Origin of the sequence: Paenibacillus sp. FSL R7-269, assembly GCF_000517865.1 — a bacterium.
Classification (GTDB): Bacteria; Bacillota; Bacilli; order Paenibacillales; family Paenibacillaceae; genus Paenibacillus_AQ.
This window is the reverse complement of record NZ_ASPS01000030.1, coordinates 194,678-221,276: the sequence shown is the minus strand read 5'-3', so window position 1 is coordinate 221,276 and position 26,599 is coordinate 194,678. Positions and strand designations below refer to the sequence as shown.

Annotated in this window: 30 protein-coding genes; 26 read left to right on the top strand and 4 right to left on the bottom strand. The window is 51.4% G+C overall.

Annotated elements, in window-relative coordinates; all coding sequences use genetic code 11:
* The 10 genes from hfq (at position 1) to glnA (ending at position 10,870) form a co-directional block, all read left to right on the top strand.
* On the top strand, positions 1-240 hold the full coding sequence (hfq, locus tag C162_RS15980; protein ID WP_036695479.1) for an RNA chaperone Hfq: 240 nt from the start codon (positions 1-3) through the stop codon (positions 238-240).
* 139 nt (positions 241-379) lie between these two features.
* Positions 380-3,031: a transglycosylase domain-containing protein gene (locus C162_RS15975; RefSeq protein WP_036695478.1), complete on the top strand. Its 2,652-nt coding sequence runs from the start codon at positions 380-382 to the stop codon at positions 3,029-3,031.
* A 158-nt stretch (positions 3,032-3,189) separates the two neighbouring features.
* Positions 3,190-3,744 carry a DUF402 domain-containing protein gene (locus tag C162_RS15970; RefSeq protein WP_036695477.1) on the top strand — a complete coding sequence of 185 codons (555 nt, stop codon included), beginning with the start codon at positions 3,190-3,192 and terminating at the stop codon, positions 3,742-3,744.
* Positions 3,745-3,747: 3 nt separating this feature from the next.
* Positions 3,748-4,404: a YdcF family protein gene (locus C162_RS15965; protein ID WP_051493564.1), complete on the top strand. Its 657-nt coding sequence runs from the start codon at positions 3,748-3,750 to the stop codon at positions 4,402-4,404.
* A 90-nt stretch (positions 4,405-4,494) separates the two neighbouring features.
* A complete protein-coding gene (locus C162_RS15960) occupies positions 4,495-5,469 on the top strand; it encodes an AAA family ATPase (RefSeq protein ID WP_036695476.1) in 975 nt (324 codons plus the stop codon).
* A 32-nt stretch (positions 5,470-5,501) separates the two neighbouring features.
* Complete coding sequence (gene hflX / locus C162_RS15955; protein WP_036695475.1) at positions 5,502-6,791, top strand: GTPase HflX; 1,290 nt, start codon at positions 5,502-5,504, stop codon at positions 6,789-6,791.
* Positions 6,792-6,993: 202 nt separating this feature from the next.
* Positions 6,994-8,247 (top strand): methionine gamma-lyase family protein, encoded by a 1,254-nt coding sequence (locus C162_RS15950; protein WP_036695474.1) that lies wholly within the window; start codon positions 6,994-6,996, stop codon positions 8,245-8,247.
* Positions 8,248-8,307: 60 nt separating this feature from the next.
* Positions 8,308-8,841, top strand: a complete 534-nt coding sequence (locus C162_RS15945) for an AAA family ATPase (RefSeq protein WP_305954386.1) — start codon at positions 8,308-8,310, stop codon at positions 8,839-8,841.
* Positions 8,842-9,101: 260 nt separating this feature from the next.
* Positions 9,102-9,512 carry a MerR family transcriptional regulator gene (locus tag C162_RS15940; RefSeq protein WP_019910684.1) on the top strand — a complete coding sequence of 137 codons (411 nt, stop codon included), beginning with the start codon at positions 9,102-9,104 and terminating at the stop codon, positions 9,510-9,512.
* Between the two features lie 29 nt (positions 9,513-9,541).
* On the top strand, positions 9,542-10,870 hold the full coding sequence (gene glnA, locus C162_RS15935; protein ID WP_036695473.1) for a type I glutamate--ammonia ligase: 1,329 nt from the start codon (positions 9,542-9,544) through the stop codon (positions 10,868-10,870).
* 342 nt (positions 10,871-11,212) lie between these two features.
* Here the strand turns inward: glnA and C162_RS15930 are convergent, their stop codons facing one another.
* Entirely contained in the window at positions 11,213-11,800 is a 588-nt protein-coding gene (locus tag C162_RS15930) for a GNAT family N-acetyltransferase (RefSeq protein WP_036695472.1), read from the bottom strand.
* 125 nt (positions 11,801-11,925) lie between these two features.
* On the bottom strand, positions 11,926-12,051 hold the full coding sequence (locus C162_RS37335; RefSeq protein ID WP_268748801.1) for a hypothetical protein: 126 nt from the start codon (positions 12,049-12,051) through the stop codon (positions 11,926-11,928).
* A gap of 192 nt (positions 12,052-12,243) precedes the next feature.
* Between C162_RS37335 and C162_RS15925 the strand changes: the two genes are divergently transcribed.
* The 4 genes from C162_RS15925 to C162_RS15910 all read left to right on the top strand — a co-directional run bounded on the left by C162_RS15925 (position 12,244) and on the right by C162_RS15910 (position 13,534).
* Positions 12,244-12,516, top strand: a complete 273-nt coding sequence (locus tag C162_RS15925; protein ID WP_162174465.1) for a hypothetical protein — start codon at positions 12,244-12,246, stop codon at positions 12,514-12,516.
* A gap of 15 nt (positions 12,517-12,531) precedes the next feature.
* Complete coding sequence (locus tag C162_RS15920) at positions 12,532-12,891, top strand: hypothetical protein (RefSeq protein ID WP_036695470.1); 360 nt, start codon at positions 12,532-12,534, stop codon at positions 12,889-12,891.
* Between the two features lie 92 nt (positions 12,892-12,983).
* Positions 12,984-13,205: a hypothetical protein gene (locus C162_RS15915; protein WP_036695469.1), complete on the top strand. Its 222-nt coding sequence runs from the start codon at positions 12,984-12,986 to the stop codon at positions 13,203-13,205.
* Positions 13,206-13,315: 110 nt separating this feature from the next.
* Complete coding sequence (locus C162_RS15910; protein WP_036695468.1) at positions 13,316-13,534, top strand: hypothetical protein; 219 nt, start codon at positions 13,316-13,318, stop codon at positions 13,532-13,534.
* Positions 13,535-13,612: 78 nt separating this feature from the next.
* Here the strand turns inward: C162_RS15910 and C162_RS15905 are convergent, their stop codons facing one another.
* Both C162_RS15905 and lexA read right to left on the bottom strand, forming a co-directional pair.
* Complete coding sequence (locus tag C162_RS15905; RefSeq protein WP_036695467.1) at positions 13,613-13,951, bottom strand: L,D-transpeptidase; 339 nt, start codon at positions 13,949-13,951, stop codon at positions 13,613-13,615.
* 188 nt (positions 13,952-14,139) lie between these two features.
* Complete coding sequence (gene lexA / locus C162_RS15900; RefSeq protein ID WP_036695466.1) at positions 14,140-14,766, bottom strand: transcriptional repressor LexA; 627 nt, start codon at positions 14,764-14,766, stop codon at positions 14,140-14,142.
* A 197-nt stretch (positions 14,767-14,963) separates the two neighbouring features.
* On the opposite strand from lexA, the gene C162_RS15895 reads away from it, so the two are divergent.
* The 12 genes from C162_RS15895 to C162_RS15840 all read left to right on the top strand — a co-directional run bounded on the left by C162_RS15895 (position 14,964) and on the right by C162_RS15840 (position 26,591).
* Positions 14,964-15,380 carry a LysM peptidoglycan-binding domain-containing protein gene (locus C162_RS15895; RefSeq protein WP_051493562.1) on the top strand — a complete coding sequence of 139 codons (417 nt, stop codon included), beginning with the start codon at positions 14,964-14,966 and terminating at the stop codon, positions 15,378-15,380.
* A 109-nt stretch (positions 15,381-15,489) separates the two neighbouring features.
* Complete coding sequence (locus C162_RS15890) at positions 15,490-15,699, top strand: DUF896 domain-containing protein (protein WP_036695465.1); 210 nt, start codon at positions 15,490-15,492, stop codon at positions 15,697-15,699.
* Positions 15,700-15,746: 47 nt separating this feature from the next.
* Positions 15,747-16,274 (top strand): hypothetical protein, encoded by a 528-nt coding sequence (locus C162_RS15885; RefSeq protein WP_036695464.1) that lies wholly within the window; start codon positions 15,747-15,749, stop codon positions 16,272-16,274.
* A 35-nt stretch (positions 16,275-16,309) separates the two neighbouring features.
* The gene (locus tag C162_RS15880; RefSeq protein WP_036695463.1) at positions 16,310-17,095 is read left to right on the top strand and encodes an HAD family hydrolase; all 786 of its coding nucleotides are present in this window, start codon (positions 16,310-16,312) and stop codon (positions 17,093-17,095) included.
* Between the two features lie 467 nt (positions 17,096-17,562).
* Positions 17,563-17,991: a FixH family protein gene (locus C162_RS15875; RefSeq protein ID WP_036695512.1), complete on the top strand. Its 429-nt coding sequence runs from the start codon at positions 17,563-17,565 to the stop codon at positions 17,989-17,991.
* Between the two features lie 169 nt (positions 17,992-18,160).
* Positions 18,161-21,538 (top strand): methionine synthase, encoded by a 3,378-nt coding sequence (gene metH / locus C162_RS15870; RefSeq protein WP_442792443.1) that lies wholly within the window; start codon positions 18,161-18,163, stop codon positions 21,536-21,538.
* A gap of 211 nt (positions 21,539-21,749) precedes the next feature.
* A complete protein-coding gene (rnz, locus tag C162_RS15865; RefSeq protein WP_036695461.1) occupies positions 21,750-22,700 on the top strand; it encodes a ribonuclease Z in 951 nt (316 codons plus the stop codon).
* Positions 22,701-22,992: 292 nt separating this feature from the next.
* On the top strand, positions 22,993-23,781 hold the full coding sequence (locus C162_RS15860; RefSeq protein ID WP_036695460.1) for a TIGR01457 family HAD-type hydrolase: 789 nt from the start codon (positions 22,993-22,995) through the stop codon (positions 23,779-23,781).
* A gap of 45 nt (positions 23,782-23,826) precedes the next feature.
* The gene (locus C162_RS15855; protein ID WP_036695459.1) at positions 23,827-24,642 is read left to right on the top strand and encodes an Fpg/Nei family DNA glycosylase; all 816 of its coding nucleotides are present in this window, start codon (positions 23,827-23,829) and stop codon (positions 24,640-24,642) included.
* Positions 24,632-25,489: a deoxyribonuclease IV gene (locus C162_RS15850; protein WP_036695458.1), complete on the top strand. Its 858-nt coding sequence runs from the start codon at positions 24,632-24,634 to the stop codon at positions 25,487-25,489. The genes C162_RS15855 and C162_RS15850 overlap by 11 nt, the downstream gene beginning before the upstream one ends.
* Positions 25,486-25,809 carry a thioredoxin family protein gene (locus C162_RS15845; RefSeq protein WP_036695457.1) on the top strand — a complete coding sequence of 108 codons (324 nt, stop codon included), beginning with the start codon at positions 25,486-25,488 and terminating at the stop codon, positions 25,807-25,809. The genes C162_RS15850 and C162_RS15845 overlap by 4 nt, the downstream gene beginning before the upstream one ends.
* A complete protein-coding gene (locus tag C162_RS15840; RefSeq protein ID WP_036695456.1) occupies positions 25,809-26,591 on the top strand; it encodes an ABC transporter ATP-binding protein in 783 nt (260 codons plus the stop codon). Before C162_RS15845 ends, C162_RS15840 begins: the two co-directional genes overlap by 1 nt.
* Positions 26,592-26,599: the final 8 nt, after the last annotated feature.

Genomic DNA, 26,599 nt, shown 5'->3' with positions numbered 1-26,599 from the left:
ATGAACAAGTCCATTAACATTCAAGATACGTTCTTGAACCAGCTGCGCAAAGAGAATATCCCTGCTACAGTATATTTGACCAACGGCTTTCAAATCCGGGGAATTATCAAAGCGTTCGACAACTTCACCATTGTGATCGACAGTGACGGGCGCCAGCAGATGGTGTACAAGCATGCGATCTCCACGTTTACTCCGCAGCGAAGCGTATCACTGATGCAGGACAACAATAACGAGAATTAAGATTTTACTGTTTTGAAGCGAAACCTTTTTGTTTATAAATCGTTTGAATAGAGAGTGCGAGAGAGCAACCTGAGAAGGTTGTTCTTTTCATTCGTGAACATCATTTATGTTTTTTCCGTTAAGGGAGTCAGGAGGCAGCATGTCCAGAGACCAACTAACCCGGAGCGGCGGCAATAGAAACAGAGGAAGTCAGCCGTCTAGCTCCCAAGGGAAGCCGAAGAAAAAAAAGAAAAGGTTCTTAACCAAAAAACGTGTGCTGTGGAGTTTGTTTTTTTCAGTTGCGCTGGCTATTTTTTGTGCGCTGGGCGGGTATTTGTTCATCATGCTGAACGGGCAGAAGCTGCTGGATGAGAACCGGGATAAGCTGACGGTGAATCCGCCGACGCAGATTTTTGACCGGAACCGGAATCTGATCGGCGAGCTGTCGCTGGAGAAGAGCGACCCGGTGGAATACCAGGATATTCCCAAGCTGCTGATTGACGCATTTGTAGCCACCGAGGACAAAAGGTTCTTCGAGCACAACGGGGTGGATCTCTGGTCCATCGGACGCGCGGCTGTCAAGGATATTGCGGCGCGCAGCATGGTTGAAGGCGGCAGTACGATCACCCAGCAGCTGGCGAAGAATATCTTCCTGACCCGGGATAAGACCTTCTTCCGTAAGGCGACCGAGGTTTCGATTGCCGTGGCACTGGAGAAAACAGAAACCAAAGAAGAAATCATTAAGATGTACCTGAACCGGATTCCTTTCGGCGGAACGGTTTACGGGATTAAGGCTGCTTCCATCCGTTATTTCGGGGAAAGCAATCTGAATAAACTTGAGCTGTGGCAAATAGCGACCTTGGCTGCAATGCCCAAAGGGCCATCCCGTTATAATCCGCTGCGTAACCCCGAGCTGTCGAAGGAACGCCGCGGCGTAGTGCTTCAACTCATGTATGAGCAGAAGCTGATCACTAAGGAGCAGATGGACGAGGCGAAGGTCGTGGATTACAACTACAAGCCGCCTGAGAAGAAGCAGCGTTACCAGGCATTCATCGATTATGCGATTGGTGAGGCTGAGGACAAATTCGGGCTGACCGAGGATGATCTCAACATCGGCGGCTATAAGATTTATACAACCATGGATAAGCATGCCCAGGAGACGATTGAGGATGCTTTTGCCGACAGTGATAACTTCGAGAAGAGTGTGGACGATGAGCTGGTCCAGGGCTCAATGACTATTGTGAATCAGGAGAATGGCAGCGTTGTAGCCTTGATGGGCGGACGTAACTATGAGAAAAAAGGCTACAGCCGGATCGACGGCAGCCGCCGCTCACCGGGTTCTGCCTTCAAGCCCCTGGTATCCTATGCACCGGCACTGGAATCCGGCAAATTCACGAATGATTCCATGCTGAGTAATGAGAAGCAGTGCTTCGGCAAATATTGTCCGAACAATCTGCACGGGTACTCGAAATCGATCAGTATGAGTGATGCGCTGACGAAGTCGGAGAATATTCCGGCGGTCTGGCTGCTGAATGAGATCGGTGTGAATACCGGCTTCCAGTTCGCCAAGAAGCTGGGGATCAACCTGAAGGATGAAGACAAGAACCTGTCGCTCGCCCTCGGAGGGATGAGTGAGGGAACGAACACGATGGAGATGGCCCAGGCTTACAGCGCCTTCGCCAACGGCGGAGAGCTGCGGGAGGCATATGCTATCAAGTCGATAGCCGACAGTGATGATAAGACGGTCTACAAGGCGAACACCAAGCCAGACCGTGTAATGAGTGAACAGACGGCTTATCAGATGACTGAGATGATGCAGCGTGTTGTACAGGACGGTACGGGTAAAAAAGCAAAAATTAACCGTCCGGTAGCCGGTAAGACCGGTACAACGCAGAGCGGGTATAAGGGCATCAGCTCGAACCGTGATGTCTGGTTCGTAGGCTATACGCCGGAATGGACGGCTGCAGTATGGATGGGCTATGACAAGCCGAGCAAAACCCATCTGCTTAAGAACAGCAGTCCGCTGGCCGCTGCCTTCTGGGGCAAGGTGATGGAGAAGGCGCTAGAAGGTGTACCTGCCAAGCAGTTCCCGGTACCGAAGGGTGCTGCTCCAGAGGTAGAGGCTACACCGACACCTGAAGCGGTATCGGCGGTAGCGGGCTTCCAGGCTGCTTATGATCCATCCACGATGACGGTGAACATGAGCTGGAATCCTGCTGCGGCCAGCGGGGTAGAATACCGTATTTACCGCCGTGAGACCTCTGAGACGGACTTCACATCGATTATGAACACCATGGCCTCGAATATCGGGGACATCAGTGCGATGCCGGGACTGTCCTATGAATATTATGTGACTGCATATTATCAGGAGCTTGATCAGGAGAGCGAACCGTCCGAGACTGTAACTGTGTCCGTTCAGGATGAGCTTCAGACCCCTGAGCCAGAGATAACGCCTGACCCGAATATGCCTACGGATAACCCCGATAACGGCGGCAATTCAGGAAATGGCGATAACGGCGGCAATCCGCCGGATAATGGACCAGGAAATAACGGTTCTGGTAATAATGGACCGGGCAACCATGGTCCAGGTAATAACGGCAATGGTCAAGGAGGGGAGGGCGGCAGCGGAGCAGCCACATCCCCTCCTGAGATGACACCGCCGCCTGCCACGCCAGAGCCGTTACCGACACCGGCACCGGAGGCGACGAGCGGTACTGTCGATCCCGGAATCATCCCTGACCCGAATGCCGGAACCGATCCGGCAAGTGATCCGGGCAGCGGTTTTGTTGAAGGCCCCGGCAATGTGCATTAGACTGACATGAAGTCAAATTTATAGCATTAACGATTACCCTGACAGCTCCGGGAGCTCTGCACGATGCAGAATTGCCGGATGTCGGGGTTTTCTTGTTTTGAGTGTCTTTGCAAAATGTGTTAAGCTGAATGCACCATTATCAGAAGAGGGTTATTCATATGAAACGTAAATTCGGAGACCGGGCCAACTGGCGCAGGATTACCCGCCGCCATTTTGCCTGCCGCTATGTGGAGACCCGGGAGTTCAGCGGTTATATCACACTCTACACTATATACGGGCTGAAGGAGCCGCTGTGGAAGAGTTACGGCAGGCATACATACCGCATTGCGGACAAGGGATATTCATGGCTGCAGTATTTTCCCAAGGACAGCCACTATATTGTGACGGCCATGTTTGATGAACGGCAAAATATTGTGCAGTGGTATATTGACACCTGCAAGGTCCAGGGCGTGACGGATCAGGGGGTTCCCTGGTTCGACGATCTGTATCTGGACGTTGTAGTGCTGTGGAATGGCGAAGTGTTTTTGCTGGATGAGGATGAACTGGAGGAAGCGCTGGAGCGGGAAGATATCACGGAGAGTGATTATCAGTTAGCCTGGTCAACAGCCAATGCCATACTGCGTGCGATAGACGCTCATGCCTTTCCGTATTTCTCCCTTTCACTGAAGCATCGCGCCGAATTGTTTCATCACGGAGAATTTAGGAGGAAGTAGATCATGGATTGGTATGTCTATCAGCGGGGCTCATCCCCGATCCGCAAAGTATCACGCAAGCGCCATCACCGTACGAAGAGGGTGGTTACGCTATCGCTGCTGGTTCTGATTGTGGCCGGATTCATCTGGTGCGGAGTAGTCTTTAACAGAATTAACAGTGCAGCAACTACCTCGCCCATGGTGAAGGCGGATGCTGGAGTCATTCTGGGCATGTCGATGTGGGGGGATGAACCGAGTCCGGGGCTGAAGGAACGGCTGGATTATGCGCTTGAGCTGTATAAATCTGGTGCATTCAGCCATTTTGTTGTCTCTGGAGGGCTGGATCAGCCGGACTACAAATACACGGAAGCCGAAGGTATGAAGAGGTATCTGGTTGCCCATGGAGTACCGGATAAGGTGATCTATCTGGAGGACCAGTCTACCAGCACTTACGAGAACCTGCTGTTCAGTAAGACAATCATGCAGCAGGAGGGATTGTCTTCAGCCGTCGTGATTACTCATGAATTCCATGGCCGCCGCGCCTTGGAGATTGCGCGTAAGCTGGGGTATAAGAACCCGGAGCTTGGTGTCACGGAGTCTAAAGTGATGTCGATGCTTAAGTATAAGCCCCGCGAGATTCTGGCCTACACCAAATGGAAATTGCAGGAGCTGTCGCTGTAAAACTGCTAATTTCCAAAACTGCTAATAACCCCTTTTATACTGGAATAGACTGGTTAGAGTAAGTCAGACCTGTATAATGAGGTGAACTAGGTGAACGGACATGTAGCGGCGGCAAGCAGCGGACGGGAAGAACGCAGACCGTCCAGGCAGATTAACATTGTGCTGAATAATCAGGCTCCGGCTCCGGTGTCCGGCTTGCCGGCTGATAACGCAAGCGGCACGGCAGCTCCCAAGCCCGGCAGCCATAGCGGACTGTTCCAGGAGCTGAGCCGGGAGCTGGATGCACTTGTAGGTCTGGATAACATCAAAGAGCTGGTCTTCGAGATCTATGCCCTGCTACAGGTGGCCCAGATGCGCAGTGAAGCCGGACTTGCCACCGGAGGTCAGGCCTACCATATGGTATTTAAGGGCAATCCGGGAACAGGCAAAACCACGGTTGCACGGATTGTGGCGAAGCTGTTCCAGCGGATGGGTGTGCTCAGCAAAGGGCATCTTATTGAAGTAGAGCGCGCAGATCTGGTAGGCGAATATATCGGACATACTGCCCAGAAGACGCGTGATCTGGTTAAAAAAGCGCTTGGAGGCATTCTCTTCATCGATGAAGCTTACAGTCTGGCACGCGGCGGAGACAAGGACTTCGGCAAGGAGGCCATCGACACATTAGTCAAATCGATGGAGGACCACCGCAGCCAGTTTGTCCTGATTCTGGCCGGGTACTCCGGCGAGATTGATTATTTTCTGATGAGCAATCCGGGTCTGCCCTCGCGGTTTCCGATCCAGGTTGAATTTCCCGACTACACCATCGACCAGCTGTTGCAGATTGCCGAGCTGATGGCCAAGGACCGTGATTATATTCTGATGCCGCAGGCCATACTCAGACTCAAGCAGCATTTGCTTACAGAGAAGACAGAGAGTCTGCACGCTTTCAGCAATGCAAGGTATGTGCGCAACAGTATTGAGAAGGCCGTACGTGCACAGGCTGTACGTTTACTGAACCAATATGAGAGCACAAGTCCGGGCAAGCAAGAGCTGATGACGCTGCGGATTGAGGATTTCAAAGGATAGTATAGGAAGAATAGATAAGGAGCATGGAATGAATGGCAATCACAACACATGATACAGAGACCGAAGTACAGGACCGCGCGATCCTTGTCAGTCTGGTTACGGACAAAATCAAACGCACGGGCATAGACCCGGAGCTTTCGCTTCAGGAACTGGTACAATTAGCCGAGACCGCCGGGGTGGAGGTGCTGGATGTACTGCGGCAGAATAAGGAGACCCCGGATTCTAGATGGTTTATCGGTAAAGGCAAGGTGGAAGAGCTTCGGATGGCCGCTGACGGGCTTGGCGCAAATACCGCCATCTTCGATCAGGAGCTGTCCGGGGCGCAGGTGCGTAATCTGGAAGAGGCGCTGGATCTCAAAATCATTGACCGTACGCAGCTGATTCTCGATATCTTTGCCGGACGCGCGAAGACCCGTGAAGGGATTATCCAGGTAGAGCTGGCCCAGCTGTCTTATCTGCTGCCGCGTCTGTCCGGGCAAGGTAAGAATCTGTCGCGTCAGGGAGGCGGAATCGGTACGAGAGGCCCCGGAGAGAGCAAGCTGGAGACGGATCGCCGGCATATCCGGGACCGCATTACCGAGCTGAAGCGCCAGCTGGATGAGGTGGTCAAGACCCGCGAGCTGCACCGTGAACACCGCCGCAAGAGCGGTGCGGTTCAAGTGGCGCTGGTAGGCTATACCAACGCTGGCAAATCCACGCTGCTGAAGCAGCTGACAGATGCCGATGTGTACATCGAGAACCAATTGTTCGCTACCCTTGACCCTACCTCACGTGTGCTTCAGCTTCCGGGCGGCAAGGAGGTCGTGCTTACGGACACCGTCGGCTTCATTCAGAATCTGCCGCATGATCTTGTAGCCTCCTTCCGTGCTACGCTGGAAGAAGTGAATGAAGCCAATCTGGTGCTGCATGTGGTGGATTCCTCTTCTCCGATGCGTGAGGAGCAGATGGAGGTCGTTCAGACGATTCTGCAGGATCTGGGCGCAGCAGGCAAGCCGCAGGTTGTATTGTTCAACAAAATTGATCTGTGTCAGCCGGAACAGCTGGAGATGCTTCCGACCGGTGAGGGCTTCCTGAAGATCAGTGCTTTTAATGAGGACGACCTCTCACGGATCACGGAGATCATCAGCGACCAGCTTGCCGGGGATACTCTAATCTTCCGCATCCCCGGAGACCGGGGGGATCTGTCTTCTCTGCTCTACCGGGTGGGCGAGGTGCTTGAACCGGATTATGACGGAAGCGATGTACTCTATAACGTGCGGCTGAACAAAGAGGACTACGATAAATGGAGCTACAAGCTGGCTGAATTCGTGGAGCCGCAATAATTGCTTATCTGACCCGTTTGAAGCTGACTTGGCTGGTTAGAGATGAAGCATCTATATCCCCGCATTGCAACAGTCTGCTTTGGAGATTGATCCAGGCAGGCTTTGCTGTGCGGGTTTTCCCGGAATTTGTGCCTATCTGGCAGCACTGGACTTGCATAAGCGGACATCATTATACAGAAATGTTAGGAGAGATGAAGGAGACATGGCAGGATTTGCAGAGGATTTATTACAGGCAGCGGAAGCTGCAGAGCTGGAAATCGAAGGAGCGGTCAAGGCGCTGGACCTGATTGTGGATCATAATCAGTGGAAGGTGATCGAAGCCTTTCAGCGCCAGCATGTGAGTGATTTTCACTTCGCAGGCTCTACCGGGTATGCTTACAATGACCGGGGACGTGAGGTGCTGGATCTGGTCTATGCCGAAGTATTCGGTGCGGAAGCTGCGCTGGTCCGGCCGCATTTCGCTTCAGGAACTCATACTATATCTACTGCTCTGTTCGGTGTGCTACGGCCCGGAGATGAGCTTCTGTACATTACAGGACGCCCCTATGATACGCTACATAAGGTAGTTGGCAAGCCTGGAGACGGAACAGGCTCTCTGGCAGATTTCGGCATCGGCTACCGTGAGACTGCACTGACAGAAGAGGGTAAGGTTGACTGGGATGAGGTCGCCTTGGCGATAAATGGAAACACTAAGGTGATCGGAATCCAGCGTTCGCGCGGCTATGACTGGCGTTCATCCTTCACGGTCGCTGAGATTGGCGAGATGGCAGCACGGGTAAAAGCCATTAAGCCGGATGTCATTGTATTCGTGGATAACTGCTACGGAGAGTTCACCGAGACACTGGAGCCGCCGCAGGTTGGCGCTGATCTGGTCGCCGGTTCGCTGATCAAGAATCCCGGCGGCGGGATCGCCGAGACCGGCGGTTATATCTGCGGCCGCGCAGATCTGGTGGAGCTGGCGGCCTACCGCCTGACTGCCCCTGGAATCGGCGGCGAGGTAGGGGCGATGCTGGGCACGACGCGCGGCCTGTATCAAGGTCTGTTCATGGCCCCGCATACGGTGGGACAAGCGGTGAAAGGCAGTATTTTCGCTGCGGCGGTGTTCCAGCGCTGCGGCTTCACCACCAAGCCTGTCTGGCATGAGCCGCGTACGGATCTGATCCAGGCGGTGGCTTTTGACGGACCCGAGCATCTGATAGCCTTCGTACAAGGCATCCAGCGCGCAGCAGCGGTAGACAGCCATGTCGTGCCTGAGCCTTGGGACATGCCGGGGTATGAGCATCCGGTCATCATGGCTGCCGGGACCTTCATCCAGGGCGGAAGCCTGGAGTTGTCTGCAGATGCGCCCATCCGAGCACCGTATATCGGGTATATGCAAGGCGGATTAACATATTCTCATGTCAAATATGGGGTCTTAATGGCTTTGCAGAGTATGAGGGAGCGCAAGCTGCTGTAGTATCTGTGCGACATAGAAACCGTTATGTTCATATATCAGGCTTGGAGAGGAGGGCGGACTTTGGAGGAAGCAACAGCTATTGAAAGCTTGCTGCAGAGAAAGCAGGAGAATGAAGCTGCCGTCGCTGTAATGATGTGTGGAGTAGCGGGATCGGGCAAGACGACCTTTGCGCTCAAGCTGGAGCAGGAGGGATTCGCCCGGCTGTCCATCGATGAGGATATCTGGAGTACCCATGGCCGTTATGGCCTTGATTACCCGGAAGAGGCTTATGAATCCTTCAAGGAACAGTCGGAGCGCAAGCTGCGTAAGGAGCTAATAGAGCTGCTTGCCGGAAAGCGCCATGTCGTGGTTGATTTCAGCTTCTGGCAGAAGCGAAGACGTGACGAATACAAAGAGCTGATCGAGCAGCACGGAGGACAGTGGGTCTTGGTTCACCTGAAGGTAGAGCCGGTAGAGCTGCGCCGGAGGCTCCGCATCCGCAGCGCGCGGTTTGACGCCAATGCGGCATTCACCATTACCGGGGAGATTCTGACCCGTTTCCTGAACGGATTTGAGACGCCAACGGGCGAAGGGGAATGGATCATTGAAGCATAACATGACATGAAGCGGGACACCGGAGTTGTAAAGTCGAATACTGGCTTGCCGCAGCTTTCGCAGCAGCCTGTGATTTTGCGTGTGGATTGCTCTATGTGGTATACTTCGGGAAACCAAATCCCATGCATCTGACAGTTTGATCTCTTAATCTCACAATAGGTGAAAGAAATCTTGTGAGAAAAACTCACATACCATTGACACGCCATATAAGGAAATGTACAATGAGATGAGAAAAAGATCATTGGAAGGTTGGATGAGTCATGGGTGATGAAATCCGCAGAAATATGGCATTATTTCCTATTGGAATCGTAATGAAGTTAACTGATCTATCCGCCAGACAAATTCGTTATTATGAGCAGCACAGCCTGATCGTACCTGCGCGTACCTCCGGCAACCAGCGTTTGTTCTCCTTTAATGATGTGGAACGTCTGCTTGAGATTAAGGCGTTGATTGAGAAGGGTGTTAATATTGCCGGCATCAAGCAGGTGATGAACCCTGTCTCGAAGGAATCTGAAGAAGCTACGGTTATTACCCCTGATACAGAGGTGAGACGTAGAGAGTTGTCTGATTCGCAGCTTCACCGTCTGCTGAAGCAGGAGCTGGTTTCCGGTAAAAGACCGGGACAAGTGTCTCTAATCCAAGGTGAGCTATCCCGGTTTTTTAATAAATAATATAGAGCAGTTGAAAGGGAGAGGGTAACGTGAGCTTTACTAAAGAGGATATTCTGCGCATTTCCAAGGACGAGAACGTCCGGTTTATTCGCCTGCAATTCACCGATTTGCTGGGAACGATCAAGAATGTAGAGATTCCAGTAAGCCAGCTTGAAAAAGCACTCGACAATAAAATGATGTTCGATGGTTCTTCCATCGAAGGTTATGTGCGGATTGAAGAATCCGACATGTATCTGTATCCGGACCTGAGCACTTGGGTAATCTTCCCTTGGGTGACAGACAGCCGTGTGGCACGTTTGATTTGTGATGTGTACATGCCGGACGGAACACCGTTTGCCGGAGATCCGCGCGGTATCCTCAAACGTTGTCTGCAGGAAGCGGAAGAAATGGGCTTCACTGCTATGAACGTTGGACCTGAGCCGGAATTCTTCCTGTTTAGAACTGATGAGAAGGGCAATCCGACCACTGAGCTGAATGACCAGGGTGGATATTTCGATTTGGCGCCGATGGATCTTGGGGAGAACTGCCGTCGTGAGATCGTATTGACACTGGAGGAAATGGGTTTTGAGGTTGAGGCTTCCCACCATGAAGTGGCTTCCGGCCAGCATGAGATTGACTTCAAATACGCCGATGCCATCAAGGCAGCGGATCAGATTCAGACCTTCAAGCTTGTCGTGAAGACGATAGCCCGTCATCACGGCCTGCATGCAACCTTTATGCCTAAGCCTTTGTTCGGTATGAACGGATCGGGGATGCATGCCCACCAATCCCTGTTCAATGGCAGCGAGAATATGTTCTACGATGAGAGCGATAAGCTGGGTCTTAGCAAGACAGCCCGTTATTACATGGCAGGGATTCTGAAGCACGCACGTGCATTTGCTGCAATCACTAACCCGACGGTCAACTCCTACAAACGTCTGGTTCCTGGTTATGAAGCACCTTGCTACGTTGCATGGTCTGCAAGCAATCGCAGCCCGATGATCCGTATTCCGGCTTCGAGAGGGCTTAGCACACGCGTTGAGGTTCGTAATCCGGACCCGGCGGCTAACCCGTACCTTGCACTGGCTGTAATGTTGAAGGCAGGTCTTGATGGAATCAAGCGTAAGCTGGATCTTCCGGCTCCAATTGACCGTAACATCTATGTCATGTCCGAAGAAGAGCGGATTGAAGAAGGCATTCCAAGCCTGCCATCCGATCTGAAGGAAGCTCTGAACGAAATGATCCGCAGCCACGTGATCACAGAAGCCCTCGGCGAACATGCCCTGGCCCACTTCTACGAGCTGAAGGAAATCGAATGGGATATCTACCGTACCCAGGTCCACGAGTGGGAAAGAGATCAGTACATGACGCTTTACTAGGATACAGCAGCCCCTGGCGCTATACGCGCCGGGGGCTTTTTTTGTTTTTTTAGAGAGTATGGTTTATATCTGAACGTGGATAAGTGCTCTTGCGTGTCGGCCGCGAAGGGTTAGTTAGATTGTGGTAAAGACATACCAAAAAAGTAGGCTTCCTAAAGCTAGCACAGCAGTCATACCAAGGAGCACACCAATAATGACTTTTTCAGATCTGTTATATTTCTTCACAATGCTCACCTCAATAAACTCTAATATAAAAACCAACAGCTTTCTTTTACCGAGAAATAAATCCCGGACTGCTGTTGGTTTATTGAACTGAACGTCTCTGATTAGGTTAATGCATGATTATTTATTGTGATGATCCTTATGATGAAGATCCCTATATTCATTCTTTGTTAAACCAAACAACATAGAATCATGATATTTACCATTGATATAGAAGATTTGACGTCGGACTCCTTCTTGAACGCATCCTACTTTTCTAAGCATAGCAGCCGATGCTTCATTTCCCTCCAGAACATAATCATTAAATTTATTAAGTCTGCGCTCGAAAAATGCATATTTTAAGAGCATGTGCACTGCCCTGGTACCGTAACCCTTCCCTCGATAGGGATGATCAATTACAATACCTATGCTGAACGTACCATTCCTCTCGTCAATACTGTTTAAATTAATACCACCTACCGTGTCACCGTTCATATTTTCAATAGTAAACATGATTCGGCCATTAGTGGATGTAAATTCAACATTCTCTTCAACGAATTTCTTCGCAACCGAGCTTGTGGGCGGCAATTCAATAGTACATTCCAGAAAACGACGGGCAGGGGTATCGAATGCAGATAAATATATATTTTCCCAATCCTCAGCCTCTATTGAACGCAATCTAATTTCATCATCTTGCCAATAATAGTTTGTATAATCTACATTTAGCATTAGTACACCTCCAAATAATATCACGATTCTATAAGTTTATCTCATGAAATATATATTTTGGAGGTGCTTTTTGATTATAAGTAATCTTAACATGATAATATTGGTTAGATGGTGTAGTTCTTAGATTATTCTTCAATGGAAACCGAGGACCGGAAGGCATACCATAGCAATCCATAAGCTAATCCGAAGTAAAGGAGTATACCGATGATGGATATGGACAGAAGAATGAGGATAACTTTGTTTCCATTCATACATTTACCTCCTAAATAAAACTCTCCCAATATTAAAGTGTGGGGGAGAGACTGAAAATGAAGACTAAACAAAGCCTTTACATCATAATATAAAGGAATTACAATTCCAGATCAATCCACTTCATTTTACATACTATTCCATCTCCTATATACTTAACCAGAAGAGAATTCTAGTGGCAGACATGGGAGTGGATGATGAAGAATACATATAAGATTATGCTTTCGCTGTTGCTGGTGCTGGCGTTGATGGGTCAGGTGGCTGGAGCGGAAGGAGCGGCTGTGCCAGCGGAGACCCAAGAGAGGCTTATGGAGCAATATGGGCTGGATGCGCCGCCTCTGCCGGTATGGGATTGGAGTAGCGTTGATGTCGGGGGCAGTGGAATTGCAGGCGGGATGCTGTTCGTGTACCGGATGTTTGTGAATCCGCTGGGGTTCTTGTTGCAAGAGATACTGTATATTTTGTAGTTGAGGGGGAAAAGAATGAATTCGCGTTATGATATCCCAAGTCCTGCACGCAGAGTCCGTAGGAGATCGGGCGGTAAATCATTACTGGTCCTTATTCTTGTTCTGATTGTGATGGCTGTTACGAATCCGGGGAAGGAAGCCTTCAGTGAATATTCTGTAAAGAATCTGGAGAATACGCTAGATCAGGAAATAGGCGACGGAATTAGCAAGCTGGTGGCTCAGCCTGTAATTGAGTCTTTGACCGAGCGGGATAACTACATTTTGTTCTCAGTATTTAGCGTACCAGACCTTAAAAATACCAATTTTTTTACCAGGGATGGCGGGGCTACTAAGAAGTATATTGGATTGTTTAAAATCCTTTTTATCAAGCTGTAAATATGGTTTACATATTGTTCCATGACCCGGTATAATTAAATAGATGGTTGTCGGAATCTTTTATCATGGTTGTGGAACAAGGAGGAACGAAGTTGAATACGGCTTATAAAGTACTGTCCAGTGATGCTGATCTATTCGCTGCCGCACTGGCACAGGTACAGGTCTACGTCGTTCAGCTGGTTGATGGCAAACCGCATGTGATTGCTGATTATGCCGGACCTGTACAGAAATGGACACCGGAGTACATAGTGCTGGCCGGAATGACTTATAGACGCGATGAATTTGAATTCCGGGTACGGTTGAACAAAAAGTAAGCAGATTACCTGTCCGCTGCTTGCTGCTCTAACATTACTGCCGAATCACACAAGCTTTGGAGTCCTTCTTGGCATCTCTTATACTATCCAAGTGTAAAAGAGGTGTAAAGATGAGCCAAAGAGAACGTAACCGGATTCGCAGAGCCATTAATGTCCTGCTGACACAGCGGGCTGTCCTGCTGGAGAGACTGGAAGAAATCAATGAGAATCTGCGCAGAGTGCCTAGAGGTTCGCGGGCCAGAAGAGAGCTGCTGGCAGCCAGAGAATCGATCCGCGAGGCTATCCGTTTGAATACGGTGGCTATCCGTCTGTTGAGAAGTGTGCTGTAGTCTGTATCCGCTCTAATTCATTTGAATCACTGGAACCCTTGGGGCGCAATCTGGCGTCTCAAGGGTTTTTGTGAGTTCCTATTCCCTGATGGTGACACGAGTACCTATGGGAACGAGGGCAGCCAGGGTGAGAACATCTGCGTTATACATGCGGATACAGCCATGGGAGACCATGTGGCCGATGGAAGCAGGGTTATTGGTTCCATGGATGCCATAATGCGGCTTGGATAGACCCATCCAGAAGGCTCCGAACGGGCCACCCGGATTGGGCTGCTTGTTAATGATGGTGTATTCGCCAACAGGCGAGACGGTTAACATTTTGCCGATGCCGACAGGGAAGCCTCTGGTGACGACGTCATTATCCAGCAGGTACAGCATGCGCTGTGACAGATCGACGATAATTCGGTAATTGGGCATACAGATCAGCACTCCTTTGTAACAGGATATGTGCGGAGCTATGCAGCGGTTCTCAGAAAAAGTGGTCAAAAAGCTTAATGAGAACAAATGTTTGCATTCGGCTTTTTGGCCACTTTAAGAAGTGAAATGAACAGAAAACAGGCTGCTTCGCATGGTGCGGAGCAGCCTGTTCTTAAGCGGGGAGTAGATTAGTGGATATCGCGGAATAATCCGATGACCCGTCCCAAAATCGTAACCCGGTTAAGGCGGAGAGGCTCGTATGCCGGATTCTCCGGCTGCAGCCTGATATGATCCCGTTCCTTGTAGAAGGTCTTGACAGTTGCTTCATCTTCTTCGGTCATCGCTACAACAATATCGCCATTGTCGGCAGTCTGCTGCTGGCGTACGATGACATAATCCCCGTTCATAATTCCGGCATCCACCATACTGTCACCAAGGACAGATAGCATAAATACCTTGTTATCGCCTACATAATGAGCAGGTAACGGGAAGTAATCCTCAATATTCTCTGTAGCTGTAATAGGAACACCAGCTGTAACCTTACCCACTACCGGGATGCGGGTAACGGTCTGGACGAATTGATGCACATTCTCTGAATCTTCCTGGCCGAGCAATTCAATCGCACGCGGCTTCGTAGGGTCACGGCGGATCAGGCCCTTCTTCTCAAGCCGGTCCAAGTGACCATGCACGGTAGAGCTGGAGGCCAGGCCGACAGCCTCGCCAATCTCGCGGACGGACGGAGGATAACCCTTGCTGCGGACTTCATTACGTATAAATTCCAGGATCGCCAGCTGACGACTAGAAATCTTTGACATCGGTATCAACCCCATATACTATGTTTGGGAAAATTATAACATAGAACTTCCGTTCGTACAAACATAAGTTCTAAAATGAGGAAAAAAAGAGAACGCAAATAAAGAGAACAGACGTTCCGAAAAAACTATTGATCGAAACACATGTTCGTGTTATATTATTTTCGAAAGCAAGAACATGTGTTTGGAGGATGATGATCATGTTAAAGTATAGTACATACAACAGCATCTACAATAATGAGGATATCAAGGTGTCCGCTCCCGGTAATCCAACTGCTCATAGTAATGTAACCAAGGTCAAGGATGCGATTCTTCATAGTCTCACTGCGCTATCATCACTATTCCGTCAGGTCAGCCTGATGAAGATGGTTTTGGTGCTGATGCTTGTTATTTCGGGATTCACTGTGGTGGGGAATGTTTTTGCCGGTTCGGTCTCTTCACTGAAGCCGGATAAGCGGATCGTAGTCGAACGCGGTGATACCTTATGGAGCATTGCGTTAAGTAACAAGCCTGAGGACATGAGGACAGCCGTATATATAGAAGGAATAATGAAGACGAATCATTTGGAGAACAGTGTCATTAAGGCCGGAGATATTCTGACTTTACCTTTATACTGAAGGATTGTGTCAGACTAATGATCGACTCGGAGAGCTTTCAGGGGGTAGACCTTGACAAGCTCTTTTTCTCATGGCAAAGTTAAAATGAATTTAGAGGGAGGGAAACGTATTGAATATTGACGAATTGGTCGCACGCATCAATGAATTGGCACGCAAAGCTAAGAACGGCGGCCTGAATGAAGAGGAACTGGCTGAACGTGCCAAGCTCCGCGAGATTTACCTGGGGAATATCCGCACTAACTTTCGGGCCCAGCTTGATACTATCGAAATTGTGGACAATCCGGAGCATGAAGAGGGCAATAACGGACTTAAGCATTAGCCTGTTGCCTTTTCATAGATAATACAGGATGACTAGGGGGAACTTACATGGCCCGTTCTTGGGAAAGAATGGTTCAACGCAATACCAAGCAAATTAACCAGCAAAGAAAGAAGCAGGGGAAGGATTCCATTTACACTTCCAGCACTAAGACTGCCGCGAAAAGCATTGATATTTTCAAAGGCCGGAATATTGTATTCCCCGTTGTACTGATGCTGCTTGGCATCATGTTCTGGGTGGTAGGCTCAATTGACGAGGCCAAAGGAAGCGGGATTCTGGCCAACTGGCTGGGTGTGGTGCTGTACTTCCTGCTTGCTGCGCTGCTGTTCTTCCGCCGTCCGTTCCTTAAGGTTGAGCGTGCGCGTATCTCTACTATTAAATACAACCGCGAACGCTTCCTCGCTGCGGCGGATATTGAGAAGATCACTTTATCACGCAGTGTAGTAACCATTAAGTATAAGGGTAAGCGCAAGCAGTGGATTTTCTCCAAGCTGATTAACCGTTATGACACCGCTGCGATGGGGGAACGTCTGGAACAGTTCGCGAAGAACAACAATATTGAACTAGTGCACGAATAGGAAGACAGACCAGCATATAGGGAGTGGGAGAAGAAATGCCGATTACCGCCGTACTATTTGACCTTGACGATACCCTGCTGTGGGATGACCGCAGCGTGGAAGAAGCCTTCCGCTATGCTTGTGAGGCTGCTGGAGATTCCGTTGATCCACAGGAGCTGGAAGCTGCTGTACGCAGAGAAGCCCGTGCCCTCTATGAATCCTATGAGACATATCCGTTCACCAAGCTGATCGGTATTAACCCGTTTGAAGCGCTATGGGCGAACTTCACTGCCGGTGAACAGCCGGAGTTCCGTCAACTGGAGCAGCTTGCCCCCGTCTACCGTAAGGAATCCTGGCGCCGCGGCCTCGCCTCACTCGGAGTAGAGGATGAAGCGCTGGCTGCACAACTGGCCGATAAGTTCGCCGCTGAGCGCCGCAGCCGTCCCTATATCTATGAAGAGACGCTTCAGGTGCTGGACGAGCTGCGCGGCAAGGTGAAGCTGCTGCTGCTGACGAACGGCTGCCCGGCACTTCAGCAGGAGAAGCTGGATGGTGTACCGGAGCTTACCCCGTATTTTGACCATATTGTGATTTCGGGAAGCTTCGGCAAAGGCAAGCCGGACAAGGGAATCTTCGAGCATGCGCTCGGACTGCTGGATATTGCTCCAGAGCAAGGTATAATGGTGGGTGATAAGCTTACGACAGATATTCTAGGCGGCTTATCCGCCGGACTGACCACAGTCTGGATCAACCGAAATAGGAAAGCTTCGGACCCGGAGATTACGCCGGATTATCAGATCAGCCATCTCTCAGAGCTTCTGCCGCTGGTAGTCTCCCTGTAAATTGAATTCCATGAAGCCAGTATCCTATTTATGTGGATATTGGCTTTTTTATATCTGCTATATTGTTTGAACTTGAAATTATACTGTATAGGGAAAAGTGGCGGAGGAGAAATTTGGAACTGAAGGAGCGTTAGCGTCCGCCTGAAAGCTTTCCGAAGGAAAGCTCGCGTCGTAAGCATCAGCTGTTACCCGATTTCAACTGCTAGCAGCGGTTTAATTCAAGAAATCTGGGAACAACAGCGGCCGGAGGGCCAAACATTCTTTGGAGTCACGGCAATCCCAATACAAACACTTGAATCAAAGATATGACTATTCTCATATTCACGAGTGAATCATGCAGCTTCTTTAAGGCAAATTGAATAAAATGTGTATAATAAGGAGAGTAGCGATCTGACTTTCATTGTAATATAAAAATGATATGTTTCATGGATGAAGAAGAATCTACCTATGAACCGGGAGGACTTCAGATGATGAAGCCAAGGATACGCAGGGGACTGATGTGCATTGTGATGGGGATGACGCTAGCAGGATGCTCGGGGAATAAGGAAGACGAGATGCAGATGCAGATGCATGCTGCGGCCAACTCCTCCATGTCACCGATTAAGGTGGAGCTGAGCTGGAACCCGGAGGAAGTAACCGCAGGTACGGCAGTTAGCTTCAAGGCTGTCGTGACACAGGACGGTGAACCGGTAGATGATGCTAGAGAAGTTATGTTTGAGGTCAATGAGGCCGCGGATAAGACCAAGAAGGTTGAAATCAAGGGTGAAAGTGACGGAGAAGGGGCTTATGTCGCGGAACATACCTTTGAAGAGGCGGGCGAATTCAGTGTCACTTCACATGTGACTGCCCGGACGCAGCATTCCATGCCAAGCAAGAAACTTATGGTAGCGCCGTAATAGAAATGAAATCAATGGAAATACAAATAATGCAGGGTGGAAAGGAAGGCTTTCCGAAATCCCTTTATTCTGCTAAAATTACTCTAATGTTTCACTGGGGGGATGGAAAGTGGCCAAATACACACTTGCTGAGAGCTTGCAGCAGCGCATATTGATACTGGATGGAGCTATGGGTACCATGATTCAACAGGTGCCGCTTACCGGCGAGGATTTCGGCGGGGATGACCTGGATGGCTGTAATGAAATGCTGGTGCTGACCCGTCCGGAGGTTATTCAGGACATTCATGAGAAATACCTGGAGGCCGGTGCGGATCTGATCGAGACAAATACCTTCGGTGCCACCTCAGTGGTGCTTGCTGAATATGATATTCAGGACCGTGCCCGGGAGATTAACCTTGCGGCCGCCAGACTTGCACGTAATGCCGCAGATAAATATGATACACCGCAGCGCCCGCGTTATGTTGTAGGAGCTATGGGACCAACCACGAAAACGCTCTCTGTCACCGGGGGAGTCACGTTCAAGGAGCTTGTAGACAGCTATGAAGAACAGGCGGTTGCGCTGATCGACGGTAAGGTGGATGCACTGCTCCTGGAGACATCCCAGGACACCCTGAACGTGAAGGCTGGAAGCATTGGTATCCGTAACGCCTTCGAGAAGAGCGGAATTACGCTGCCGGTGATGATCTCGGGAACCATTGAACCTATGGGAACCACGCTGGCCGGACAGAATATCGAAGCCTTCTATATTTCACTGGAGCATCTGAAGCCGGTGTCCATCGGACTGAACTGTGCTACCGGACCGGAATTCATGCGGGATCATATCCGTTCGCTGTCAGCGATCTCTTCAGCAGCTGTCAGCTGTTACCCGAATGCGGGTCTGCCGGATGAGAACGGGAATTATCATGAATCCCCGGATTCCCTGGCCCGTAAGCTGGGCGGCTTCGCGGAGAAGGGCTGGCTGAACATTGCCGGTGGCTGCTGCGGAACCACTCCGGATCATATCCGTGCGATGGCTGAAGTCATGGCGGCTTACCCGCCGCGTAAGCTTGACGGCCAGCATCCTCCGGCCTTGTCGGGGATTGAGCCTGTGTATGTGGAGAGTGAGAACCGTCCGTATATGGTCGGTGAACGGACCAATGTCCTCGGTTCCCGGAAGTTCAAGCGTCTAATCGTCGAGGGGAAATACGAGGAAGCTTCGGAGATTGCCCGGGCCCAGGTAAAGAGCGGTGCACAGGTCATTGATGTCTGTGTCCAGGACCCGGACCGGGATGAGACGGAAGACATCATGCGGTTCCTGGAGCTGGTGGTGAAGAAGGTCAAGGTGCCGTTAATGATCGATACGACGGACCCGAAGGTCATTGATCTGGCCTTGCAGTATTGTCAGGGCAAAGCGATCATTAACTCCATTAACCTTGAAGATGGTGAAGAGAAGTTCGAGCATGTCACACCTCTTATTCATAAATACGGAGCAGCGATTGTTGTAGGAACTATCGACGAGACTGGTCAGGCTATCCTGGCAAAGGACAAGCTCGAGGTTGCCAGACGTTCCTATGATCTGCTGGTCAACAAATACGGTCTGGCTCCCGAGGATCTGATCTTCGATACCCTGGTGTTCCCTGTAGGTACCGGGGATGAGCAGTATATCGGCTCCGCGAAGGAGACGATTGACGGCATCCGTCTGATCAAGGAGGCTATGCCTGCTGTTCATACAATTCTTGGCATCAGCAATGTCTCCTTCGGTCTGCCTGAATCCGGCCGTGAGGTGTTGAACTCGGTATTCCTGTACGAGTGCACCAAGGCCGGTCTGGATTATGCCATTGTGAACACCGAGAAGGTGGAGCGGTACGCATCGATCCCTGAAGAGGAGCGCAAGCTCGCTGAAGAGCTGATCTATAATACGAATGATGACACCTTGTCTGCGTTCGTAGCAGCTTTTCGCGGCAAAAAGGTGGAGAAGAAGGAGAAGATCTCCAATCTCTCCCTGGAGGAGCGCCTAGCTTCCTATGTGGTAGAAGGCACCAAGGAGGGGCTGATCCCGGATCTGGATGAAGCGCTGAAGACCTCCGCTCCGCTGGAGATCATTAATGGACCGCTGATGGCAGGGATGTCTGAGGTCGGACGGCTGTTCAATAACAATGAATTAATCGTGGCCGAGGTGCTGCAGAGTGCGGAGGTTATGAAGGCCTCAGTGAACCATCTGGAGCAGTTCATGCAGAAGGATGAGACCTCGGTTAAGGGGAGAATCATGCTTGCGACCGTCAAGGGTGATGTGCATGATATCGGCAAAAACCTGGTCGAGATTATTCTCTCCAACAACGGTTATGAGATCGTCAATCTGGGGATCAAGGTTCCGCCAGAGAATATTATTGAGGCCTTCCGCAAGGAAAAGGCCGACGCCATCGGCTTGTCGGGACTGCTGGTGAAGTCGGCGCAGCAGATGGTGCTGACTGCGCAGGATCTGCGGTCCGCCGGTATTGATGTGCCGATTATGGTGGGCGGTGCAGCACTGACCCGCAAATTCACCAAGACCCGAATCCGTCCGGAGTATGACGGACTCGTCTTATATGCCAAGGATGCCATGGACGGTCTGGATATCGCCAACCGGCTGATGAACCCGCTGGAGCGGGTGAAGATTGAGGAGGAGGTCCGCCAGGAGGCTGAGGCTGCTGTAGCTGTCGCTCCGCAAGCGCCCCTTCCCGAGCTTACGCGCGCAGTCCGCTCTAAAATTTCGGGTGATGCCCCAGTGTTCATCCCGCCGGATATGGAGCGTCATGTCCTGCGTAATTATCCGCTGGGACATGTGATTCCTTATGTGAATATGCAGATGCTGCTCGGCCATCATCTCGGTCTGCGCGGTTCTGTAGAGGCGCAACTGGCAGCGCGAGATCCGCGTACCGTAGAATTGAAAGAGACCGTGGACGATATTCTGCATCAAGCGATGATCGAAGGCACGATCGTGCCGCATGCTTTGTACCAGTTCTTCCCGGCCCAGTCACGCGGCAATGACATTCTGATCTATGATCCGCAGGATCAGGCTAAAGTGCTGCATACCTTCACCTTCCCGCGCCAGAATGTGGAGCCGTATCTCTGTCTTGCTGACTTCCTGAAGCCAGTGGAGAGCGGAGTCATGGACTATGTAGGCTTCCTGGTGGTTACTGCGGGCCATGGCGTCCGTGAATTATCGACTGTACTTAAAGATAAGGGGGATTATCTCCGTTCCCATGCTCTGCAGGCTGTCGCCCTTGAGGTCGCAGAAGGTCTGGCTGAACGTGTCCACCATATGATGCGCGACACCTGGGGGTTCCCGGACCCGGCAGATATGACCATGAAGCAAAGACACGGCGCACGTTACCAGGGTATTCGGGTATCCTTCGGCTACCCGGCCTGCCCGGATCTGGAGGATCAGGGGCCGTTATTCAAGCTCCTGAAGCCCGAGGATATCGGCGTGCAGCTTACCGAGGGCTTCATGATGGAGCCGGAGGCTTCGGTCTCGGCGATGGTCTTTGCCCATCCGGAAGCGCAATACTTCAATGTGGAGAAGCTCTAAGCCTTCCGCATGCTCACCGGTCAGAAGGGGCCATGCCCTGACTTTTCGGAACCTCCCGTTACCGGGAGGTTTTTTGTTGGAGTATAAGAATTACCTTCGAGGTGCTGTAAAAGATGCTTTTGCAGCCAAAACAGAGTAGAATTCTTGTCATAAGAACGGGCAAGATCACAAAAAGTAATCAAGACCTTAGAAGCGAGAGAGGAGGGGCATGATGGAAATCTATTTTTTGGGAACGAATGCCGGGGTGCCGACGCTGCAGCGCAATGTGACCTCGGTTGCGCTCCGGCTGCTTGAAGAACGGCGTACCTTCTGGATGTTCGACTGCGGGGAAGGGACACAGCATCAGGTTCTGCGCTCGCCGCTACGGCTGGGTAAGCTGGAGAAGCTGTTTATCACCCACCTGCACGGTGATCATCTGTTTGGCCTGCCCGGACTTATCTCCAGCAGGGGCTACCAGGGCGGGACTTCACCGCTTACGGTGTACGGACCTCCCGGGCTCAAGGCATATCTGGACATATCGCTGTCTGTCAGCCAGTCCCGCATTCCTTATAAGCTGGAGATTGTGGAGCACAGCGGCGGGCTGATTTTTGAGGATGAGACCTTCAAGGTAGAAGCGGGACTGCTGGAGCACCGGATTGACAGCTATGGTTACCGGGTCACGGAGAAGGACAGTCCGGGTAACCTGAATACAGAACTTCTCAAGAGCTATGGACTGAAGCCGGGACCGCTGTATGGCCGGTTAAAAAAAGGCGAGGATATCACTACCGATGATGGCGTGCTGATCCGGGCGGCCGAGGTGATTCATGCGCCCAAGCGCGGACGGATCGTAGTGATTCTGGGAGATACCCGGCCTTGCCCGGGTTCACTGCCGCTGGCGCAGGATGCCGATCTGATTATCCATGAGGCTACCTTTGCCCAGACCCTAGCGGAAATGGCTCATCAATATCATCACAGCACGGCACAGCAGGCTGCGGAACTGGCAAGGGATGCAGGCGGGGCTGAGCTGCTGCTGACTCACTTCAGCTCGCGTTACACTTCGCAGGAGGAGCTCGCTCCACTGCTGAAGGAAGCGCAGGAGATCTTCCCGAATACACTGCTGGCAGAGGAATTCTGCACCTTTCCGGTCTATCGGAGAACCCCGGGAAATGACGCTATTGACTGAATTATTTTCCGGGAAAGCGCAGGAAATGACAGGCCTGTGCCAAAAATAGCGGGGGGCTGCAGGAGTTCGCTAGCGTTCGACGAAGAACGTTAAATTTAAAGTAAAAGCTGAGGATTAAGCGTACGAAGCAGTAGAGAAAATGCCGAAACAAAGCGGCTAAAAATCGCTAAAGGCGGGTAATAAATCCACTTGCAGCACGCTTCCCGCAGAAGCCGCTGCTGCTCTGAAATATAATTCATAGGATTAATAATAAATAGGATGAATCACTTAGCTCGAGTTGACAGGAGGACTTATGAACAATATCGGAGGCTTATTAATTGATCTGGATGGCACCTTGTATCATGGCGGCAGAATGATCCCCGGGGCCCAGCGGCTGATCGCGGCACTTCGTGCGGCGGAGATTCCGTTCCTGTATGTGACGAACAACTCTTCAAGAACACCTGCCAGTGTAGCTGCACATTTACGCGGAATGGGCATTGAAGCAAGGCCTGAGGAGGTCTGCACATCATCGCTGGCTGCCGCCCGTTACATTGCCGGAGAATCTCCGGGGGCATCCGTGGCGATACTTGGAGAAGAGGGGCTGGTGGAAGCCTGCACAGAGGCAGGGTTAACCCTGGTCACCGAGCATCCCCAGGTTGTCGTGCAGGGGATCGACCGTTCTTTTACATATGAAGCACTGGCCCGCGCCTCGCGCTGGATTCGGGAAGGGGCGAGATTCGTCCTGACCAACCCCGACCTGATGCTTCCCTCTGATGACGGAGTGATGCCTGGTGCCGGTACGATAGGTGCAGCTATTGAAGCAGCCAGCGGTGTGGCGCCCGTGGTCATCGGCAAGCCCGAGACGCATCTGGTAACGTATGCGACATCTCTGCTCGGCATCAAGCCGGAGGATGCGGTGATGGTGGGCGATAATATGAGAACGGATATCTTGGCTGGTGCTAATGCGGGCTGCCGGACTGTGCTGGTGCTTACGGGACTTACAACCCGGGATAATCTGGAGCATTACCAGCAGCTAACCGGAGTTAAGCCTGATGAAATTTGTGCTGATTTAGCTGAACTTATGGTACTGCTCGGTGTATAATGACAAAGGTGACCTTTTGACCATCCAAGAAGGGAAGATGACAATATGCCGGAATTGCCGGAAATGGAGAATTACAGAAAGCTGCTTAGCCAACATCTAATAAACGTACCCATTACAGGGGTAACCGTAAATAGAGAAAAAACCATTAATATGGAGACTGAAGAATTCGTGAAAGGTTTGGTCGGGGCTCGAATTGTATTCGTCGAACGCCGCGCCAAGCATATTCTTTTCCACCTGCATGACGGACGCAGACTGCTGCTGCATCTGATGCTGGGCGGGCTACTGTTCTATGGTACAGAAGAAGAACGTCCTGACCGTACTACACAGGTTGAGCTTGCGTTCGGTGATCATATCCTCTACTTCATGGGTCTGCGGCTGGGGTATCTCCATCTGTTGTCTGTCAAGGAAGGCGAAGCGGCAATGGGGAAGCTTGGACCCGAGCTGCTGGACCGCCGGATGACGGCCGATCGTTTCGCCGGACTGCTCAAGGGACGGCGCGGCGCGCTGAAGAGTCTACTGGTTAACCAGCATGTAATGGCTGGAATTGGCAACTGCTATGCCGACGAGATTGCTTATGAAGCCCGTCTGCTTCCGTCTACGCTTGTTCAGAATCTGTCACCGGAAGCGGTGACCCGGCTGTACGACAGCGTGCGTAAGGTATTAACCGAAGCCACTGAAATCGGCGGGTATATGGAAATGCCGTTCATGACCGGCGACACCGTGACCGGTTCTTATAATGATGCCTGTAAAGTGTATGACCGTGAAGGCGAGCCTTGCCTGCGCGGCGGGGGAACCATAGTGAAGATAGAGCTGTCCGGACGCAAGGTATTCTATTGCCCGGATTGCCAGCATGACGCATAGACCCTTCATAGGGGCGCATGTCAGCATACGCGGCGGGTACGGGCAGGCTGCCCGGTCCGCCAGGGAGAGCGGTGCTACATGTTTTCAGTATTTTCCGAAGAATCCGCGCAGTCTGAAGCCGAAGCCGGTAGACTACCGCGATGCAAGAAGCTGCGCAGCATACTGCCGGGAGCAGGGGATGGCTTCCATTGCCCATACCCCGTATCCGACGAATCTGGCCGCTGGTCCGGGCGGCAGAGGGGTGATGATTGCCTCCCTGCGCAACGATCTGGAGATTGCCGAGGCGTGCGGATCGGTGGGCATTGTGGTGCATTTCGGACACTTTGCCGGGATGGAGCCATTGCAGGGTTATCAAAATATAATACAATGTATGAATGAGGTGCTGGCAGACTGGACGGGACATACCAAGCTGCTGCTTGAGAATATGGCAGGGAATCATGGTCATGAGGGTATGACGCCCGAAGAGCTGGTCAAGGTCCGTGAACTGTGCCGCTACCCGGAGAAGATCGGCTTTTGCTTTGATACCTGTCATGCTTTCGCTGCGGGGATCTGGAATCCGGTGCAGACGGAGGAGCTTATCGCACGCGGTGAGCGGCTGGGGTACTGGGCGGATCTGGCGGCTGTGCATTTGAATGACTCACGGTTCCCCTTCGGCTCCCGGCGGGACAGACATGCCGGAATCGGCAGCGGATATATCGGGGGAGCGGCGCTTAGCCGGCTTTTGAAGATGGATGGCCTGGCTGATAAAGTGGTCGTTATGGAAACAGAAAAGGGACCGGATGGCACGCACAGAGCGGAAATTGCTGCTGTGAGGTCCTGGTTTGAGGCGGGGGATGGTGGAGGATGAAGGAAATGAATCAGCCGGAGCTGCTGGAGCTGCTGGCCACGAAGGGCGAGCCGCTTGTTCTGTTTCTGCATACCCCGCTGTGCGGAACCTGCAAGGCAGCCCGGCGGATGATTGAGGTGGCGGAGCATTTGCTTCCGCCTGGTCTTTTGATTGCGGAGGGGAATATTAATATGCTCCCTGAGCTGGTGAATACCTATCAAATCTCAAGTGTGCCCGCTCTGCTGGCCGTATCTGCTGACCGCAGCGCTGAACCGGACATCATCTATTCCATACACTCGGTTGAACGGGTGCTGGCATACATAAGGAGAGTGACATTATAATGATATCATTACAACATCTGTCCCTGCGCAGGGAGGAGAGCCTGATTCTTGACGATGTATCGCTTACCATGAAGCAGGGAGAGAACTGGGTCATTCTCGGACGTAACGGCTCCGGCAAAACCACCCTGCTGGAAATGATGACCGGCTACCTGTTCCCCAGCAAAGGCTCAGTTGAAGTGCTGGGATACAAATATGGTCAATGTGATCTGCGCGAGGTACGTAAGGAGATTGGTTATATCGGCCCGTCCCTGATGGAAAAGCTCTCGCTTACCGACCCTGTCTGGGAGGTTGTCGCTACGGGCGCCTATGCGTATTTGCGCTTCTACCAGGAGATTCCGCAAAGTGTGAAGGACCGGTCGCTTAAGCTGCTGGAGGAGATGAACCTCGGCGAACTGGCTTATCATCCGTTCGGCTTGTTATCTCAGGGGGAGCGCAAGAAGGCTATGCTGGCCCGCTGCCTGATCGCAGAGCCAAAGCTGCTGATTATGGACGAGCCTTGCGCCGGTCTTGATTTATATGAACGGGAGAAAATGCTCGCCGAGATCGACAAGCTGCGGCAGCATAATGTTGGAGTGGTGTATGTCACCCATCATGTGGAGGAGATTGTTCCGCTATTCACTCATGTGGCGCTGATCCGTGACGGGAAGCTGGCAGGAGCCGGTCCCAAGGAAGAGGTGCTGACTCAGGAGATGCTGATGGCTACCTTTGACATTCCGGTGACGGTTGAATGGGATAATGGACGTCCCTGGATTAAAATAAGTTCTGGAGGCACATCGATTTGAACGATTTC

What these genes read in the sequence shown, in the direction of transcription:
- hfq (WP_036695479.1), top strand. Translation starts at nt 1, where the DNA reads ATGAACAAGTCCATTAACATTCAAGATACGTTCTTGAACCAGCTGCGC.
- C162_RS15975 (WP_036695478.1), top strand. Translation starts at nt 380, where the DNA reads ATGTCCAGAGACCAACTAACCCGGAGCGGCGGCAATAGAAACAGAGGA.
- C162_RS15970 (WP_036695477.1), top strand. Translation starts at nt 3,190, where the DNA reads ATGAAACGTAAATTCGGAGACCGGGCCAACTGGCGCAGGATTACCCGC.
- C162_RS15965 (WP_051493564.1), top strand. Translation starts at nt 3,748, where the DNA reads ATGGATTGGTATGTCTATCAGCGGGGCTCATCCCCGATCCGCAAAGTA.
- hflX (WP_036695475.1), top strand. Translation starts at nt 5,502, where the DNA reads ATGGCAATCACAACACATGATACAGAGACCGAAGTACAGGACCGCGCG.
- C162_RS15950 (WP_036695474.1), top strand. Translation starts at nt 6,994, where the DNA reads ATGGCAGGATTTGCAGAGGATTTATTACAGGCAGCGGAAGCTGCAGAG.
- C162_RS15940 (WP_019910684.1), top strand. Translation starts at nt 9,102, where the DNA reads ATGGGTGATGAAATCCGCAGAAATATGGCATTATTTCCTATTGGAATC.
- C162_RS15930 (WP_036695472.1), bottom strand. Translation starts at nt 11,800, where the DNA reads ATGCTAAATGTAGATTATACAAACTATTATTGGCAAGATGATGAAATT.
- C162_RS37335 (WP_268748801.1), bottom strand. Translation starts at nt 12,051, where the DNA reads ATGAATGGAAACAAAGTTATCCTCATTCTTCTGTCCATATCCATCATC.
- C162_RS15925 (WP_162174465.1), top strand. Translation starts at nt 12,244, where the DNA reads ATGATGAAGAATACATATAAGATTATGCTTTCGCTGTTGCTGGTGCTG.
- C162_RS15920 (WP_036695470.1), top strand. Translation starts at nt 12,532, where the DNA reads ATGAATTCGCGTTATGATATCCCAAGTCCTGCACGCAGAGTCCGTAGG.
- C162_RS15910 (WP_036695468.1), top strand. Translation starts at nt 13,316, where the DNA reads ATGAGCCAAAGAGAACGTAACCGGATTCGCAGAGCCATTAATGTCCTG.
- C162_RS15905 (WP_036695467.1), bottom strand. Translation starts at nt 13,951, where the DNA reads ATGCCCAATTACCGAATTATCGTCGATCTGTCACAGCGCATGCTGTAC.
- lexA (WP_036695466.1), bottom strand. Translation starts at nt 14,766, where the DNA reads ATGTCAAAGATTTCTAGTCGTCAGCTGGCGATCCTGGAATTTATACGT.
- C162_RS15895 (WP_051493562.1), top strand. Translation starts at nt 14,964, where the DNA reads ATGTTAAAGTATAGTACATACAACAGCATCTACAATAATGAGGATATC.
- C162_RS15885 (WP_036695464.1), top strand. Translation starts at nt 15,747, where the DNA reads ATGGCCCGTTCTTGGGAAAGAATGGTTCAACGCAATACCAAGCAAATT.
- C162_RS15880 (WP_036695463.1), top strand. Translation starts at nt 16,310, where the DNA reads ATGCCGATTACCGCCGTACTATTTGACCTTGACGATACCCTGCTGTGG.
- C162_RS15875 (WP_036695512.1), top strand. Translation starts at nt 17,563, where the DNA reads ATGATGAAGCCAAGGATACGCAGGGGACTGATGTGCATTGTGATGGGG.
- metH (WP_442792443.1), top strand. Translation starts at nt 18,161, where the DNA reads ATGGGTACCATGATTCAACAGGTGCCGCTTACCGGCGAGGATTTCGGC.
- rnz (WP_036695461.1), top strand. Translation starts at nt 21,750, where the DNA reads ATGGAAATCTATTTTTTGGGAACGAATGCCGGGGTGCCGACGCTGCAG.
- C162_RS15860 (WP_036695460.1), top strand. Translation starts at nt 22,993, where the DNA reads ATGAACAATATCGGAGGCTTATTAATTGATCTGGATGGCACCTTGTAT.
- C162_RS15855 (WP_036695459.1), top strand. Translation starts at nt 23,827, where the DNA reads ATGCCGGAATTGCCGGAAATGGAGAATTACAGAAAGCTGCTTAGCCAA.
- C162_RS15850 (WP_036695458.1), top strand. Translation starts at nt 24,632, where the DNA reads ATGACGCATAGACCCTTCATAGGGGCGCATGTCAGCATACGCGGCGGG.
- C162_RS15845 (WP_036695457.1), top strand. Translation starts at nt 25,486, where the DNA reads ATGAAGGAAATGAATCAGCCGGAGCTGCTGGAGCTGCTGGCCACGAAG.
- C162_RS15840 (WP_036695456.1), top strand. Translation starts at nt 25,809, where the DNA reads ATGATATCATTACAACATCTGTCCCTGCGCAGGGAGGAGAGCCTGATT.